Genomic DNA, 16,590 nt, shown 5'->3' on the forward strand with positions numbered 1-16,590 from the left:
AAACTCCCCACCGCCAAACTCGATCGCCCATCTCCAATTTAAAACCCCTATGCTTCTCTGTCCCCGCTGCCAATTTGAAAATCCCAATCCAAACAAGTTTTGTCAACAATGCGGAAATTCCCTAATTTACAAACCTTGCCACGAATGCGGTGCCCAAGTCGCTTTTAGCGCCAAAGAATGTCAGAATTGCGGCGTCGCAACAGGTCAAGTGTGGCGGGCCATTATCTGCGGTCGATCGAATTTTCCAGCAGTCGAGGCAGACGAGTCCACCCTACCCCCAGCCGAGTTTCCCCAAAAACCAGAGAGGGTTCCAGAAATCGCATCGCGCCAAAACTCTCCTAAACCAATCACAGACGCCATTAAAACCGAAATAACCACCCCAGCCGAACCCCCAATAGCAGTCGCATCAACTTCTCCACAGCCAAGCGACGGCGAATTCAGCAGCACAGAAATTGACCCTGTGGTAGGCGTGGGGGCGATCGCACCAGCATCCTTTCAAACAACCGAAAAAAGCTCTACTACAGCACCAGAGCGCGAAATAACCCCATCTGAGCAGAATTTTACAACCGCACCCCAGCCTCAACAAATCCAGGAAGCAACCGAGAACCCCGACAGCCCAAACATAGCTGACACCTCCCCTCCGTCTCCAGAAGTCCCCATCCCCAATTCAGAATATTTAATACCTTCCCAGCCAGCCGGAGCTTATTTAGACACTCAGCAGCGCTACCAACTCCTAGAAACCGTGCCGCCGAGAAAACGCTCAGACACAGTAGCAGTAACAGTATTGGACTGTCAGCCGCTGGAAATGTCACCCCTCAAAGCCATGCTAGCAGCCAACTCTGCCAGCGTCGCCAGACGAACATCCCCCTATACCGCAGCAATCAAAGGCGGAGAAAATTCAACCAATTCCGCCTTAGCAGAGCTTTGCCAAGGCATAGCTGAACCTTATCTGGCACTGCGGTGGCAATTCTCTCAAAACCTGCCAGTCATTCACGATAGCTGGTCAGACAACGAACAAGCAGTCCTGCTGCTAGAAGACTGCTCCCAATGGCCGCTGCTGGTAGAACGCTGGAGTCAACCCGAAACTTCCACCCAGCAAATTTTATACTGGCTGCACGAAATGACAGAACTGTGGGCTGCCCTAGAACCCTGGCGCTGTCGGCAAAGCTTGTTGGAACTGACAAATTTGCGAGTCAACCCCGACTCTTCCTTTTCCTTGGCTTCTTTGCGACTGCAATACCTCTATCCCGAACCCGCCGGCTCAAACCTGCAACTGGTAGATTTGGGGCAACTGTGGCAGGTGATATTTAGCCAGTCCGATCATCGCACTCAGTTTGGCGCATTGCTCGAACTCTTGCAACAAATGTACAGAGGCGAGATTAACACAATCGAAGAATTGCGATCGCGCCTAGAAACTGTTCCCCTCGAACTCCAACCCGCACCTTCACCAACCTCAACCCCGACGCGCGGGCCTTTCCGCAGCCCAGACCAGTCCCCCCCCGACGTTGGCGAGGTCTTAACCCAGCCCATGCCAGTCCAGATTTACAGCTTAGAAGACGCAGGTCTCACCGATGTTGGCCGCACGCGCGACCACAACGAAGACTTCTTCAGCATCTGGACTCAGCTCAACAAACTCGAAAGCTCCTTCGGTCGCATCTTTCAAACCAAAGGGCTTTACATTCTCTGCGACGGCATGGGCGGACACGACAGGGGAGAAGTAGCCAGTCAACTAGCCGCTGAAACCCTCAGAGAATTTTTTCAAACCCGTTGGGAAAATCAACTACCTCCTGCCGACACCATCCGCGAGGGAGTCCTGCTAGCCAACAAAGCCATCTTTGAAATCAATCAAAAGGACGGACGCTCCGGCAGTGCCCGCATGGGTACAACTCTAGTCGCAGTCTTAGTTCAAGACACCAAATTTGCCGTTGCCCACGTCGGCGACAGCCGCCTCTACCGACTGAGAAAGGGACAAACCCTAGAAAAAATCACCTCAGACCACGAAGTAGGGCAGCGCGAAATAAAGCGCGGGGTTGACCCGGAAACTGCTTATGCCCGTCCCGACGCCTATCAACTAACTCAAGCCATCGGCCCGCGAGACAGTAATTTTCTCAAGCCCGACGTGCAGTTTTTAGACTTGTGCGAAGATACTTTGTTGATTTTGGCGTCCGACGGTTTGACAGATAATGATTTGTTGGAAACTCACTGGCAAAACACTCTCGAACCTCTGTTCAATCCCCAAGCCGATCTCGACCAGGGAGTTGCCGAGTTGATTGAACTGGGCAACAAACGCAACGGTCACGACAATATCACGGCAATTATCATTCGGGCGCAGGTAGGCGCATTTCGATTTTAGAATTTGGATGCTCCAAACTTTTTCTTGGCGTAGCCCAAGCCAGCGACTGCCAGAGTTAAACCTGCCATTGTTCCAGGTTCAGGAACAGCCTCTGAGTTTTCAGAACCAGGCTTGACTTCCTCTGCTATTACATATCCGCTGTTGAGGTAGCTTCCGTTTGATTGAAAACCATTTTGCAGCCAGCTCATTCTAGATCCTGGCCCGTCGCTATTCCCAAATATGACCAGATTTGGAGGTGTTCGTATATTTCCAAATGCCCAATTTCCCCACAGATTGGGTTCTTCGGAACCGAAAGGGGAAAAACTTGCCGTAACAACTTGTAATTGCGATCGGTCAAACGGTGCCCACAAGAAAGGTGAAAGCCTTGTACCCCTGTCGCCAACTGTAGCCTGGGACAAGTTCCACGACAGCCCGAGTAAATTTACCGCAAAATTCTGTACTACAAACCTTTTATCGCTGGCCTTAATTTCTAAAGGAGGTGTTCCCACACTTCTTGAAGGAAAAATAGCTTCATAAGGAGTCGATTCATCATAGCTAAAAGAGCCTACAGCTACAGGAGTTTCAGTGTCCTGAAAAAAAGTTAATTTCACTGATGCAGCCTCTGCAGATTTGACTGCGGTCGCCCCCAATCCCAAAATAGCAGCAACAGCCATTTTTTGTAAGTTTTTAGTCATTGTTATTCCGTCCTTAATTTTGATAGGATTAAGTAGATATGCTTGGGTAAAAAGCTCGCTCTATTTATCAGCAATAATATGAAAAATATTTTACAAAAATGAGAGAGCGATTGCATCTTTATGCAATTTTTAATAAAAAATGTGCTTTAATCAAGATTTGATGAAGCTCAGGGCTAAAATCTTAGTAATAATACCTATGACGCGAACGATGCAACAGATCGATTTCTAGTAAATTTACGGTTAAACGCTGCAACAGAGCTAGTTATTAGTTCCTCGTTCAATAGCCAGCTATTACAGTTGGCACTGGGCAAAAGAATTGCCCAGCCAGAAGCGGGGCAACTCCTGCTAGTTATTAGCAGATTAACCACATCCATCAAAAATGCTGCTGACTCTTTTAGACCCAGAAAAACAGACCCCCCTGCAACAGTGGAGTTTCGAGAGCGAATCCATTATTCGCATCGGCCGCTCTCCAGACAATCACGTTGTGATCCCTAATGCTCTAGTGTCGCGGCAGCATCTGGAACTGCAAAGAGTTAATAACGGGAGAGCCAGTCAGTGGTATTTAGTCAATTCGGGGACAAATGGCACTTTGGTAAACGGTATTCTCATGTCTCAGGGTTGGATATCCGACGGTGCCCTGATCCAGTTGGCGCGGGGCGGCCCTATTCTGCATTTCCAAGTTATTACTATTGAAGTCGGCGGCAAGATTGAGGCAAACCCCACCGTCAATCTCGCCCCCCCGAGGTGTACCCATGCGGGAAACCCGCCGGGGAATTTATTCTGCATCCACTGCGGCGAACCGATTAAAGTCGATCGCACGGTGCGCCACTACCAAGTGCTGCGAACTTTGGGCCAAGGGGGTATGGGAACAACCACTTTAGCCTGGGATCGAGATAAAGCGAAAGCTCAACAACCCGGAAGTTCCCCCGCAGCTTCTCTGGTAGTCCTCAAGGAAATGAATGCTGACATGGCTCAAATAGTCAAAGCTCAAGAACTGTTTGAACGTGAAGCTAAAACTCTCAAGGCCCTCCACCATCCGGGAATTCCTCAGTTTTTTGACTTTTTTGTGGAAGGGGGCAAAAAATACTTGGTGATGGAAATGCTCCACGGCGAGGATTTAGAAAAACGCATCTACAACCGCGGCCCTGTTGCTCCCCAACAAGCAATAGAGTGGATGATCCAAACCTGTGAGGTTTTGGACTACATTCACTCTCAAAAACCCCCGATCGTCCACCGGGATATTAAACCTGCTAATTTGCTGGTGCGGCACCGCGACAATTGCATTACAGTGCTGGATTTTGGTGCCGTTAAAGAAATCGGCACTCCTCCAGGGACTCGCATCGGCGTTGAAGGCTACACCGCACCAGAACAAGACCGGGGACAGCCTCTGCCTCAGTCGGATTTATATGCTATTGGGCCTACTTTGATTTTTTTGCTGACGGCCCAAAGCCCTCAAAACTTTTACGGGAAAATAGCTGGAGGTTACGGGTTTAAGATCGAAAATATTCCGACGATCGCCCCCAAGCTGCGAGAGACCATTTTGCGAACCACGGCAGCTAAGCCTGGGGATCGCTTTCAAACTGCTCAACAATTAGCTCGAGCTTTAGCAGCTTCTCTTTAATAGAAGCCACAAGTCAAAAGTCACAAGTCAAAAGTCATTAGGAAGAAGGCAAAGGGAAAAGGGAAGAGGGAAGAAGCTAGCAACGGTAAATTTATGAAATAAAATTTACCCGATCGCCTCGAAATTTCTCTCCGACACCCCAGTCCTCCGTCTCCTCTGTTATTCCTCGTCCCAAGCTTCTACAGCTATCAACTCGCTCACGGGGTCTTGCATAGAAAAATCAAACTCTAGCAATTGCTGTTTCCAGTACGGCCATTCGTCGCCGTAAAGCAGAGCAATTTTCCAAATGCTGTCTGTAGGCTTGATAATGTCAGACGTGACAAGAGAATGCACCTGACGCTGGAACTTAACCATCGGCTGTATAACCTGCTGGCTCATAATACCTCTTGAATTGTTTAAATCTTGTGTAATTACAACTTCCCAGCTCACACTTGTTACCGCAGTTTCGCTAAGAACAGTCTCGCCAAGATACGTGTAGATTTTTGTCGGGAAGCTACATATTCAACTTGTATCTTAACACTGTTCGTTTTGACAAGGGCCTATAAGCAGGACTGAAGAGTCAAGACCGACTTCAAAGAATTAATCATCTTTAAATTGTCCCGCTATATGCTGTCCATCGACAGTGGGAGGTTTGCCGCCTCGATTGTTTCCACATCGTTGTTTCCACATAGTGGCAGATGCAAGGGCTACGTTCGGCTTGTTCTTGACAAGGCTGAGTTTGCGTAGGAGAAACTGCAACTACTGCTCTTTCGCTGCTACAGCGTAATTTCCGCTTTCCTGCGGGTAAACCACACCTGTTTCACCTTCGACGCTGGGTTCGCTGTGAGAGTGGGGTCTGAGCTACATAAACTGATTATAACTCTACTCACCGCAAAAGCGATCGAAAATTGTTGGATACTGTTGATCGCCACCCCTAAATGTCGATCGAACATTCTAGGCTGTCCCACGCGGACCCGCAGGCAAGTTCCAAACCCATCGTCCGTCTTGATTCAATAAATCTCAAATCTCAAATCTAAAATTGTATGACTTGGACAAGGCGACACATTCTCACTCTGGCTGATTTTACCTCGGACGAATACGATACGGTGCTGCAAACTGCAGCCAGTTTTCGGGAGGTGCTCGGCCGCCGCACGAAGAAAGTGCCGGCCCTGCAGGGTCAAGTGGTCGCGAATTTATTTTTTGAGCCTTCTACCCGGACTCGCAATAGTTTTGAGTTGGCGGCGAAGCGACTGTCAGCGGATACGCTGAATTTTACCCCGGGAAGTTCTTCTCTGACGAAGGGGGAGACTATTCTGGATACGGCTAAGACTTATCTGGCGATGGGAACGGATTTGATGGTGATCCGGCACGAACAAGCTGGAGTTCCCAGCACAATTGCTTCGGAAATGGATCGCTTGGGTTCGAGAGTCAGCGTTCTCAATGCAGGAGACGGGCAGCACGAACACCCCTCACAAGGTTTGCTAGACTTATTTACTATTTGTACTCTGTTAGATACCGAACGTCCGCGGCTGGAACTTTTAGCGGGTAAAAAAATTGCTGTGGTGGGGGATATCTTGCATTCGCGGGTGGCTAGGTCTAATATTTGGAGTCTAACGGCTTCTGGGGCAGAGGTTCATTTAGCCGGGCCCCCGACTCTGCTGCCGCTGTTGTTTGCTGAGTGTGGCGATGGTAGGGAAGGCAAGTTATTTTTGCACTGGCAGCTTGAACCTGCTTTGGCAGATGCTGATTTTGTGATGACTTTGCGGCTGCAAAAGGAACGGATGAGTGACCATTTGCTGCCGAGTTTACGAGAGTACCATTCTTTGTACGGGATTACGCGCGATCGGCTCAAACTCTGCAAGCCGGATGTGAAGGTGTTGCACCCTGGCCCAGTTAACCGTGGCGTGGAAATTAGTTCGGATTTGATGGACGATGCCCAGTTTAGCCTGATTTCTCAGCAAGTTACCAGCGGCGTGGCGGTGCGGATGGCATTACTTTATCTGATCGGCGGCGGTAAAGTTTAGGCTGTTAATTGTTAGTCATGAATTTCGGATATTCGATTATTTTCAGCCTCGATCGCCTGTTTAGAATAATCGTTACCCAGTATTGCCGGGTAACGATTAAAACTCTTTCTAGAAATGTAAAGTGCTCTAGTTAAGAGTTAGGAGATCCAGGACGCAGACACCCAGCCACCGCCTTTGAGTTGGGCCCAGCCGTTTTTGTAACGACCGGTCAATTTGACGTGGTCGCCATAATATAACTTGCCGATTACATGAGAACAGCCATTGGGACGGTTGCGGATATTCAGTCGGCTGCCATTCGTGACAACTTTGGCGTAGCTGTGATGGCCGTGATGGCTTTTCTTGCCGCAGCGGGAGTAGCAAGCGGCCTGGGCTTCGCCACCGACACTCAGAACAGATAAAGCTACTGCCATACCTGCAACACCTATCCATGCAGAATTAGGAATTTTCAAGCCCAGCTCGTCTAAGGACTTGACTTGGAGTTCGGACTCTGGAGATTCATAAGCAACAAAAGAGTGGCTCAATGCTAGTGCTTCCATAGTTTCCTCGTAATTGTTTTTAACATTTATTGGTGCAGACTCAGGTCGAAACCTCCATTAACAGTCCAAACTATTAACTTATGTTTCATATAAGGCACATGAGGGCGTTACGGTTTTGCTTTTGCGTAGTATCCGCCAATTTGCCTCAACCCTGCACAGGTATATCATGTCATCTAAGTAGCTTTCCGGAACAAAAAATAAATAAAGTTTACATCTGCTGCTCAAAATTTTGGCGACCCGGATAAGTAGGAGGGCCGAATTAAAGTTAACTGTGTCATTCAAAAGGGAAAAAAGTAATCGCTTGGGGTTTGAGATTTATTATACTGAGTTGCGAATGACACTACTTATTTGCGTGTGCTTATTTATTGAGTTGCTACAGCAATATCGGCAGTTAATTTGCTCGAACAAGCATCCTGCTTGTCTTCAATCACGCTCTTAATTTGGTTCGAGCGAGTTATATTGTAGCCGATCGCACTCGTGCAGAAGTTCGGGGTGATGGCGTCGGGCCCTCGCCCGTGCTACAAGATGGGTCTCAACATTAGCCACCCCGTTTCCCGGACAAGGATGCAAGATCGATCGCGACTTGATTTGTGTCAAGATCGATTAACTTCTCCACCACCACCACTTCTTTGGCAATGAACTCTAGCGCTGCACTTTCGATCGGCACAATTCCTCAACGCCATGAATCAGACAGCTTCGCCATTACCTTAGCGCCGTTGTCTGTAGAGGAAATATACGCTTTGGCAGATGACCCTGCGAACGGAGCCGTGGTAATGATGAGCGGTACAGTCCGCAACCAAACTGACGGTCAAGCTGTAGTTTCCCTAGAATATCAAGCCTACGAACCTATGGCCGTGCGAGTATTCCAGCAAATCGCTACGGAAATCCGCCGCCAGTGGACCGATGTCAATCGGGTCGCCATTCACCACCGCGTCGGACACTTGCAGGTGGGCGAAATCAGCGTACTGGTGGCTGTTGGCTGTCCCCACCGGGGGGAGGCCTTTGCAGCTTGCCAGTACGCGATAGATACGCTCAAACACAATGTACCGATTTGGAAAAAGGAACATTGGGCCGACGGTTCTAGCAGTTGGGTTAGTATTGGAGCGTGCGAGGTTGTCGGGCATTAGTAAGCAGTCAGCAGTCATTGACTGTTTGATGACTGAAGCCGATCGCAGTTTCCGAGCGCGGGAACCAATCGGGATCTGCTAGCGTCAAAAAGTGTGGAATGTTCGATGAGCCAATTCCACCGATGAGCGACTTTATTTCCGTGTCCTGGTCTGCGGTTGTGGCGACCGTTCAAAGAGTGCAATTGCCAGCCGAAAAACTATCTAATTATGACTTGGTATTGCGTTGTCAGGAAGGAAATCGACCTGAGAGCACTGCCTTTTCAGAACTGTTGAAGCGGTATCAGTCCCACGTAGACAGGGTACTTTATCACTTGGCCCCTGACTGGCAAGACCGAGCAGACTTGGCTCAGGAAGTGTGGATTCGAGTGTACCGCAATATTAACCGCTTGCAAGAGCCTGTTAAATTTCGGGGCTGGCTGAGCCGCATCGCCACTAATTTGTTTTACGATGAGTTGCGGAAGCGCAAGCGGGTGCGAACTCCGCTGTCCCTCGACGTACCCCGTACTCTGGAAGATGGCGAGGTGGATTGGGAAATTCCGGCAGACAGTCCGGGGCCTGATGAAGATTTGACGACTCGAGAATTTTACGACCAGTTGCGGGTGGCGATCGCCGATTTGCCGGAAGTATTCCGCACGACAATTGTTTTAAGAGAAATTGAAGGTTTAGCCTATGAGGAAATAGCCGAAATGACCGGAGTTTCTCTGGGAACTGTCAAGTCGAGAATTGCTAGAGCTCGCCAAAGATTGCAGTTGGAATTGCAAAAATATCTTGATGGTAATTAGCAATAGTCCTTTTAGAGGCAGAGCAAGAAGATTTGGTGATGTTTGCTGTCACATCAAAACTTCTTTTTTAAAATATAAAAAAGCAGTAAATCATTCTAAGCGCGGGTGCGTCCTTTCTCCAATTAAAGCAATTTTGAAATATGAATTATAACTTTGAATCGGATAAAAATCAGAATCAGCAAGGTATCGGGGATTCACTCGCTGAAACTCAAGCTAACAACAATTATCCCCAGGGGAATGTAACTACTATGATGCGCGATCGCTTTGAATTGCTGAGTGCCTACCTCGACGGTGAAGTGACGGCGACAGAACGTCGGCAAGTTGAGGAGTGGCTGGCAAATGACCCCACTACGAAACGTTTGTACTCGCGACTGCTGATGATGCAGCAGAGTTTTCAGGCAATGCCGGTGCCTGCTGCGGAACAATCTGCACAAGAGTTGGCGACGAAGGTTTTGCAGCGGGTGGAACGCAAGCCGAAACAAACTTGGATTTTGGGTGGAGGTGCGATCGCAGCTTTGTTGATTGCGCTAGTCTCTGGTGTCGGTGGCGATCGCCAATTGTTTGCTCCCCAGTTTGCTCGATCGCCCGTTCCGGGTGAATCGGACGGTTTGATTATGGCTTTGAACGAGCCTCTGGTGGAGATTGTTAATCCTAACGATTTGATGCTTGGGGTGAATGCACCGATAATGGATATTCCCAAAGTTCGTGTAGCAACTCCTCAAAAGTAATTGCCAAAGGCGCAGTAGGATTTCTGTTTTGAGCAATAACGGAAGTCGCTAAGCTCCCTAAAAAAGGGGGCTTTTTGCCGTTTTTCCCAGTTTTTCAAGGTGGATATATCCTTTGACACTTTCCTGGCTTTGAATGAGAAATTGTGGGGCGATCGCATCTTAATATCGGACTAGGCAGCTAGTGGAATTAGAGCAGGCGATCGCACTTGTCATCGGTTTTTTGCAGCTTTGCGATCGGCAACAGCAAAGTCTCCTCAATTTCCTGCCGCACAGCAGAAGATACATTACAACCGCTATTGAGGCAATCTACCAGCAATTTATTAGCATCGTAATACTTCCTCAGCAATGACTTTTGCTCTTGGCTGAACTGCCAATCGTGACCTATATTGCGATACTTAATCATCAAATTTATTAATTGCTGAGTCCAATCTTGACCTTTAGCATTCCACCACTCCCGCTCGCTTCTCCACCACTCCTGTATTCTGTTTGTATATGCTGAATCATATAGTTGGTCTCTGAGCTGTTGCAGAGATTGCTTCAATTCTGGTTCCAGATTTAAATTGAGAGTAAAGGCGAGGATAGAGAGAAGATTGCGACCTGATGCAGCAGCATAAGTATAGGGAATATTAAGGTCAATTGCATAAAACATTGCAACATCAAGAACAATATCAGTAGCCAAGTCAGAGTGGCGTTCAGTAGCCAAGGCAGAGTCACGTTTATTGTCATAATAAGAAGTAAAGTCCAAGAAAAAAAGTTCAAGGGGTGGTTTAAAGGTATGGTCAATGGCATAAGCAAGAATACGGATCAAATTTAAGTCAAAATTCAAGTTAGAACAAGGGTTACTAACGCGCTCTACCTCTCGACCCAGATAAAAAGCGCGGATAGCGGATGCTTTATAGGGAGCCTTAATGGAAAAAGATTTATTTCTTACCCACATTAGGAACTGCTGCAACTGCTCATCATCAGCGACCAGTCCATCAACTTGCTGTTTCATTAACAGCAACAAGCCATCAGCTTTTTGCCACATCCCAACTGCTAAGAACAAGACTTCTCGCCAACGCTTCTCGGTCAGGTGGCTGACCAGTTTTTCCAAAGCTTGTGAAGCGGAATTGTTAACAATTTCTCGGGCAGTGAAATACTCTTGAAATGTTAGATGAGAAAACGAATAAATTCCTCTGGCCCTCTCCACTAATAATCCATGTTGTGCCTCGATCGCTTTCAGCACAACCTCACTATCGCTCTCGAACTTAACGGGGTCAATTGTGACATGGGGCAAATTAGCTAGATAGTCGGCAATCAATTGCTGAACAGTGTTTTTTTCAAAAAAGTAATCGCCCCGATCAAAAGTAGTAGCTGCTACAAAAGCAAGTAAATGTTTCTTGCGCGACAAATTCAAATCGCGATAAACTTCATCCCGTTGAATACCTCTGGTTTCATCCCATTTTCTGAGCATAATTTCCAGTCCTTCCTCATACAACTTGGCTCGGTTGGATGGAAAGTCTGTTTTGGCTTGGAATACTAAACAAGTCATATTCAACAATATAGGCGTTACTGCCAGTTCTCGGATTTGCTGATTTTTTTGCAGTTTAAGCTTCTCTACAAATTGAGATGCTAAAGCTTTCCCGACCTCCAGATTATGGGAAAAAGCCACAAACCAATTGCGAGCAAAAGCAGAGATTTGCTTGTTATTAAAATCGGCTACCTCAACACAGGTAAAAGCTTCGTCGTGAAATCTGTACTTAGAAGCGGCAATTCGACAGGTAATAATAAACTGATTGTTGTAATACTTTTGGACAAACTGACGAATCTGTCTGACGACTGCATCGCTATCTGATTCTGGCACTTCATCTAAGCCGTCCAGCAAAATCAGCCCTCTGCCTTGACTGAGTGCGAATTCAGTTTGCGATCGCGCCTCAACTCCGCAACTGGCAAATTCGTCGCTGATATATTCTAATAAGTCAATATTAGCGATGTCAGCCAAGGTTTTTAGAGAGATAAAAATCGGTATTTTGTTGGCTTCAAATTTGGCGCGATCGCACTGAATGGCGATGTGTTTCAAAAAAGTAGTTTTACCGGAACCCGGTTTGCCGAGTACCATTAGTTTAGAGTGAGATTTCACCGCATCCAATCCTGGTACTCGTTTCTGATGCACTTTGCCTAATCCCAAGCGGTTAAAGTTATCTGCATCTGGGTTGAAGTCTCTCAGTAAATCGCGAATTTCTCCCGGCTGCCAACTGGTAATTTCCTCCAAAATGTTGACTTCAACGTAGAGGTTGCTGACATCAACGGGCTGTGCAATATCCAACAGTTGCATTTTGCTGTAAAGCTGTTGGATTTTGCTGTGGCATTTTTGCCGGATCTCTTGCACTAGCGAATCAATAGGCTGTTGGCAAAAATCTCTAACCCCCCCAACCCCCCCTCGGTAAGGGGAGGCTAAAGGAGGACGATCGACAATTTTTTCCCAATTCAACTGCAAAATCGTGCAGAAAGCCTTGAAGGCATTGGCTTTTATTGGTTCTCTTCCTCCTAAAAAGCGCCTCCAAGTGGGCAGCGAGAGGCCATCGGCGTAAGGCCCGGCCTCTGTCCAAGTTCGATCGGGTTCTAATGCTTTACTAGCTTCTACTAACCATCTGGGGTCTTCTATCGTCCATCCCCTTTCTCTTCTAGCTTGCCTAATTTTTACTAATCCCTCCTCAGAGGCTTTGAGGGTGGTCATTATATAATTTACTTATCTCATTGTCAATGTCAGTTTTCGCTCAGTTTAGCGATCGCAAACTGAGTTTGTCAAGACCCGAGCAAAAAAGAGAAAATGATCTGGACAACAACTGCACGGCATACGGGAAAAGTCAGGCATAAATCATGCAAACTTAATCGTTTAGAATGCCACTCTCTTTTTTAGGTAAAAAAGTACACATTAAATGATGACAAAGGATAGCACCATGAGAGATAACATAGATGAAATTCCGTCAGGTGGGATAGGTATAAAAATTATTGGCAAAATTGCCGATAAGCTAAGTTATACCCGCACTTCTGACGGTCGAAACTGTCTGTTCATTGTAAAATATTATCAGCCTGGTCTAGTACCATCCCAACACAGCATTAAAAATGGTTTTTTTAAGCGGGCGATCGATGTTTTAACCAGCTTTAATTTCAGGTTTAAAAAGCAACGAGTTCCCGAATCGGAGCCAAGTTATTATAACCAGCAAGTTCAAAAATTTAGCCTTCAAGTAAATACTGAGATCAAGGCTGTTGCTCAAGTTTTATCGTGGGTTGAACAGTTAGATCCTCTACCAATTCCCCCAGTCGTTTTGCATCAGTGTAAACTTGCTGTGATTGAAGGGTTTACGAATGCTGTTCGGCACGCTCACAAAAATCTGCCATTAGAAACTCCGATAGAGCTTGAAGTAATGGTACTTAACGAACACCTAGAAGTAAAAATTTTGGATTGGGGAGAGCCTTTTGACATTCAAGCGAAGTTGAAAGAAGAATGGCCCCAAAACAATCTGTATTAGTTGGAACTATGTGGGATTTACGCTTCACTAAAGCTGTGCTGTAATTGCCAGCTTTAAATTGACAATAAAAAGAAACTTTTTTGTGATGACTACTGATACTACTCCCAAGATTCTCGTTGTGGATGATGACGCAGCCATCCGCAATCTAGTTCATCGCTTTTTAAATCAGAAATATCAAGTAGATTCGGCAGCAGATGGCGACACGGCTTTAAAATTGTTTGAAAAATTCAAGCCACTGCTAGTAATTCTTGATTGGAATTTGCCGGATACTACAGGCTATCACCTCTGCCAGGAAATGCAGCGCCGTACTAATGTTTTTGTGGTAATGCTAAGCAGTCGTACAGACGAAGCGGATAAAATTAAAGTCCTGTCCGCCGGTGCTGATGACTATATCTGCAAACCCTTTGGTTTGGCCGAGTTGGCAATTCGTATAGAAGTTGTGTTGAGACGGATGAGGCCTGTGACTCCATCACGTATTGTATTCGATGGATTCGCGATCGATTCAGCGCGTCGGGAAGCAACACTCAACGATCGCATTATCAAGTTAACAGCCTTGGAATTTAATATTTTGTATTTTTTGGCTAGTCATTCCAATCAATCTTGGAGTCGCCAACAGCTAATCGAAAAAATCTGGGGGTGGAACTGCGACGACACAGGAGAAAAGCAAGTTGTTAGCGTGCATATCGGTCAGATTCGCAAGAAAATGATTCAAGTTGATGCTACGGCGTCGCAGTTTATTAAAACTATTCGGGGTTACGGTTACAGGTTCGAGCCGCCCTCGCGCACTACAATGGCAATTTACTAAGCTCATCGGCATTAACCACCTTATTTGGTGAAAAACTTATTTTCCCACCTGCCGTCGGGCAGCCAGATGCCTCCTAGGGAACGAACGCGATCGGGTAACATGAAGTAAGCCCAAGCCGTGCCTAAAGGTTTGAGGTGTCGATCGAAGATTTCGATTTCCTGCCGCTGATATTCGTTTTGTGTCGGTTCCCGCAGCGGATGATAGTCTTCAAGTCGGTCTAAATCGTCCAAAATAGCCGAGTTTGCGAAACAGAGGAGAAAACCGCAGACTGTGCCGTCTCCTGCCATCATCGCAGGATAGCCGATCGGCAGCCCAAAAAGTTGACCGCGGGCGATCGCGGGGCAAGCATCCACAACTTTTCCTTCGCAGTAGCGGAGGTAGTTGGACTCCCCAGGTTTGAGAGTGCCGTAGACAAAGACTTTCATCGGGTAGGGCCTAACCGCTAGTTTTTGCTAACATAGATGGCTAAGCTAATAGTTTAAGTCTCGCGGGCGATCGCGACTGCAATCTTCCTAAATTTCGTTGTTTACCCTTTCTTATAATTCATGACTCTAGCAGTTAGTTTTATTGCTTTTGGACTTCGGCCTTTGTACTTGAGCTCTTTTTTGCCGTCCCTGCCCCTGGACAGCTTGTTTTCGACTCAAGGGATTATGGTAATGCTGCTGGCCGCCTATGCGGGGGCGATGTGGATGTTTCTCACCAGTGCTCCGAAGGTACACACGGTGATGGTATCGGATCTCGGGCAAGCGAGGGAATTCTATGAAGGTATGCTAAACCTGCCCGTAGCAGAAGTGCCGCTGCACTACTACTACAATTACGAGCAAACTTTGGGCACCACTGGCATCGATCCGCTGTATTTGTCGCCGAATGTCGGGAGGGCAACGAGCTCTCAAACGATGGGGAGTCCCGAGGGTTTGTGGTATCAGTTGATGAAAAATACGCAGTTGCATATCATTAGCGGCGCGGGTGTAGGGGAAAAAAATCGCGAACGTCATGTTTGTTTCGATCGCGAGTGTTTGGATCAGCTATTGATGAGGGTACAAACTCGCGGCATTAGTTATAAAATTCGCCGGGAAAAGCCGCTGAATTTTTTGGTCAAGGATTATGACGGCCGGGTGATTGAAATGGCTGAGGTTAGTAATTAAGTAGGTCGTTCTAATTCAAGGTAAAACGATCTCGTGCGCTACCCGCGACTTCTTTTTTTGGGTAATATCATTCCGGCTGTGCCGGAATGATATTAGTCGCGAACACGGCTCATCTCCAGAGAGATAATTGCTCAATCAAAAAATGATCAGAATAGTTGAGATTTTTGAGATATCACTATATTTTGGTTAAACTACATTGATTGGTTTCCGGAGTTTGTTTCATATCCCCAGAATAATCAGTAACACTCTTGTTAACTACACCCTGGAGATAAGTAGAAATGACAGAAGTTGAAGCCATTGTGGAAAGTTTGTGGGAGCTGGATGATGATGTATTGGAAGCTCAGCTAGGCTCTCGCGTACAAGCTATAGGGGATGATGTTGCTGGACGTGGAGCAAGAGGGGTAGACCCAGCTTCCTTGGAATCTATTGATGTGAACGTTGCGGCTAGAGCATCCATCGATCCAAGATTTTTAGATGCTGGTCGGCAGCTTGTCGATCGCGTCAACCCCTTAACTTACGAGCTGATGTGCAAACCCCTCGGAGGAGACGATGCAGAGACTCGGAAGATTTTAGATGAAACAATAAATCAGAACTATACCAAAGCGGCTGGGATGTTGGCTCCTGTTTTAGTCAGTGGACTTGGGTTAGCTCCTGCTGTTGCTACTCTGCTTGCAACTCTAATCATTAAAAAAGTTTCCAAATACCTCGCTACGGGAATTTGCGAGACTTGGGAGAAAAGTTTAGTAAAACCTGCAAGCTGATCTTTATACAAAGATTAGTAATAAAAACTCTGTAAGGCGATCGCTCAACTTTCTGAACTTTCCAGTCGATCCGTGGTCGCTTTCGACGGGCATCTCGTGTCCGGCAAAGTACAAGAGGAGGCGATTGTTTTCGGCGGGTGACTGGAGTTTTTCTGGCAACCATTTGGTGAGTAGGTTCTCAAGCTCGTTCAGCGTGGGCTTGCGATCAGTGTTATCCGTGATTAGCTCAACCTGATACTGATACTCGTCTCTTAGTAGGTCAGCCAGTTCTTCAGCATCAGGTTTGGCTGTCTTCAACTCGGCAATGCCACTTTTATATTTATTAATTCCAATGGCGAACGCTAAGTTAGAAGTAAAGCCTGTGATCTCTGGAACTTACTTGTTTGTTAATTACTGGTTTATACTGCAATACGGTTTACTTAAGGCTTGGGAGGCTTTAAGATATTAAAAACAGGAGGATTCATTTTTATTCCAGTACCTCTGTGTTTAACTTTTTTGGATTTAAATTTTGAAACAGGTTTTTTGACAACTCTTGGATTATTT

Annotated in this window: 17 protein-coding genes; 10 read left to right on the forward strand and 7 right to left on the reverse strand. The window is 46.7% G+C overall.

The features are described 5' to 3' along the window. The first annotated feature begins 49 nt into the window (after positions 1 to 49). Positions 50 to 2,353, forward strand: coding sequence for a serine/threonine phosphatase (locus QUB33_RS09930; RefSeq protein WP_333349903.1), 2,304 nt, complete (start codon positions 50 to 52; stop codon positions 2,351 to 2,353). Here the strand turns inward: QUB33_RS09930 and QUB33_RS09935 are convergent. Further along, entirely contained in the window at positions 2,350 to 3,027 is a 678-nt protein-coding gene (locus QUB33_RS09935; protein ID WP_333349905.1) for a PEP-CTERM sorting domain-containing protein, read from the reverse strand. The genes QUB33_RS09930 and QUB33_RS09935 overlap by 4 nt on opposite strands. A gap of 379 nt (positions 3,028 to 3,406) precedes the next feature. Here QUB33_RS09935 and QUB33_RS09940 point away from each other — a divergent pair, with 379 nt between their 5' ends. Further along, positions 3,407 to 4,648 (forward strand): protein kinase domain-containing protein, encoded by a 1,242-nt coding sequence (locus tag QUB33_RS09940; RefSeq protein ID WP_333349907.1) that lies wholly within the window; start codon positions 3,407 to 3,409, stop codon positions 4,646 to 4,648. Between the two features lie 159 nt (positions 4,649 to 4,807). Here the strand turns inward: QUB33_RS09940 and QUB33_RS09945 are convergent, their stop codons facing one another. Continuing rightward, complete coding sequence (locus tag QUB33_RS09945) at positions 4,808 to 5,026, reverse strand: DUF4327 family protein (protein WP_006631282.1); 219 nt, start codon at positions 5,024 to 5,026, stop codon at positions 4,808 to 4,810. Between the two features lie 644 nt (positions 5,027 to 5,670). On the opposite strand from QUB33_RS09945, the gene QUB33_RS09950 reads away from it, so the two are divergent. After that, the gene (locus tag QUB33_RS09950) at positions 5,671 to 6,651 is read left to right on the forward strand and encodes an aspartate carbamoyltransferase catalytic subunit (RefSeq protein WP_333221254.1); all 981 of its coding nucleotides are present in this window, start codon (positions 5,671 to 5,673) and stop codon (positions 6,649 to 6,651) included. Positions 6,652 to 6,788: 137 nt separating this feature from the next. On the opposite strand, the gene QUB33_RS09955 is transcribed toward QUB33_RS09950, so the two are convergent. Further along, positions 6,789 to 7,187, reverse strand: coding sequence for an SH3 domain-containing protein (locus QUB33_RS09955; RefSeq protein ID WP_333349909.1), 399 nt, complete (start codon positions 7,185 to 7,187; stop codon positions 6,789 to 6,791). Between the two features lie 435 nt (positions 7,188 to 7,622). Continuing rightward, on the reverse strand, positions 7,623 to 7,784 hold the full coding sequence (locus QUB33_RS09960; RefSeq protein WP_333349911.1) for a hypothetical protein: 162 nt from the start codon (positions 7,782 to 7,784) through the stop codon (positions 7,623 to 7,625). 38 nt (positions 7,785 to 7,822) lie between these two features. On the opposite strand from QUB33_RS09960, the gene QUB33_RS09965 reads away from it, so the two are divergent. The 3 genes from QUB33_RS09965 (at position 7,823) to QUB33_RS09975 (ending at position 9,824) form a co-directional block, all read left to right on the forward strand. Continuing rightward, positions 7,823 to 8,314, forward strand: coding sequence for a molybdenum cofactor biosynthesis protein MoaE (locus QUB33_RS09965; protein WP_333349933.1), 492 nt, complete (start codon positions 7,823 to 7,825; stop codon positions 8,312 to 8,314). Between the two features lie 122 nt (positions 8,315 to 8,436). Beyond that, complete coding sequence (locus tag QUB33_RS09970) at positions 8,437 to 9,096, forward strand: sigma-70 family RNA polymerase sigma factor (RefSeq protein ID WP_333127308.1); 660 nt, start codon at positions 8,437 to 8,439, stop codon at positions 9,094 to 9,096. Between the two features lie 140 nt (positions 9,097 to 9,236). Beyond that, the gene (locus QUB33_RS09975; RefSeq protein WP_333349913.1) at positions 9,237 to 9,824 is read left to right on the forward strand and encodes a zf-HC2 domain-containing protein; all 588 of its coding nucleotides are present in this window, start codon (positions 9,237 to 9,239) and stop codon (positions 9,822 to 9,824) included. Positions 9,825 to 10,011: 187 nt separating this feature from the next. Here the strand turns inward: QUB33_RS09975 and QUB33_RS09980 are convergent, their stop codons facing one another. Then, positions 10,012 to 12,540 (reverse strand): NACHT domain-containing NTPase, encoded by a 2,529-nt coding sequence (locus QUB33_RS09980; protein ID WP_333349915.1) that lies wholly within the window; start codon positions 12,538 to 12,540, stop codon positions 10,012 to 10,014. A 223-nt stretch (positions 12,541 to 12,763) separates the two neighbouring features. Between QUB33_RS09980 and QUB33_RS09985 the strand changes: the two genes are divergently transcribed. Together QUB33_RS09985 and QUB33_RS09990 are read left to right on the forward strand one after the other, a co-directional pair. Then, positions 12,764 to 13,336 carry an ATP-binding protein gene (locus tag QUB33_RS09985; protein ID WP_333349917.1) on the forward strand — a complete coding sequence of 191 codons (573 nt, stop codon included), beginning with the start codon at positions 12,764 to 12,766 and terminating at the stop codon, positions 13,334 to 13,336. Positions 13,337 to 13,421: 85 nt separating this feature from the next. Next, complete coding sequence (locus QUB33_RS09990; RefSeq protein WP_333349919.1) at positions 13,422 to 14,141, forward strand: response regulator transcription factor; 720 nt, start codon at positions 13,422 to 13,424, stop codon at positions 14,139 to 14,141. 20 nt (positions 14,142 to 14,161) lie between these two features. Here the strand turns inward: QUB33_RS09990 and QUB33_RS09995 are convergent, their stop codons facing one another. Continuing rightward, positions 14,162 to 14,566: a gamma-glutamylcyclotransferase gene (locus QUB33_RS09995; protein WP_333349921.1), complete on the reverse strand. Its 405-nt coding sequence runs from the start codon at positions 14,564 to 14,566 to the stop codon at positions 14,162 to 14,164. A gap of 120 nt (positions 14,567 to 14,686) precedes the next feature. Here QUB33_RS09995 and QUB33_RS10000 point away from each other — a divergent pair, with 120 nt between their 5' ends. After that, positions 14,687 to 15,286 carry a glyoxalase-like domain protein gene (locus QUB33_RS10000; protein WP_333349923.1) on the forward strand — a complete coding sequence of 200 codons (600 nt, stop codon included), beginning with the start codon at positions 14,687 to 14,689 and terminating at the stop codon, positions 15,284 to 15,286. Positions 15,287 to 15,564: 278 nt separating this feature from the next. Further along, complete coding sequence (locus QUB33_RS10005) at positions 15,565 to 16,047, forward strand: hypothetical protein (protein WP_333349925.1); 483 nt, start codon at positions 15,565 to 15,567, stop codon at positions 16,045 to 16,047. A gap of 3 nt (positions 16,048 to 16,050) precedes the next feature. On the opposite strand, the gene QUB33_RS10010 is transcribed toward QUB33_RS10005, so the two are convergent. Further along, positions 16,051 to 16,413 carry a caspase family protein gene (locus QUB33_RS10010; protein ID WP_333349935.1) on the reverse strand — a complete coding sequence of 121 codons (363 nt, stop codon included), beginning with the start codon at positions 16,411 to 16,413 and terminating at the stop codon, positions 16,051 to 16,053. Positions 16,414 to 16,590: the final 177 nt, after the last annotated feature.

The sequence above is a fragment of the Microcoleus sp. B3-A4 genome (assembly GCF_036705385.1).
Lineage (GTDB): Bacteria > Cyanobacteriota > Cyanobacteriia > Cyanobacteriales > Microcoleaceae > Microcoleus.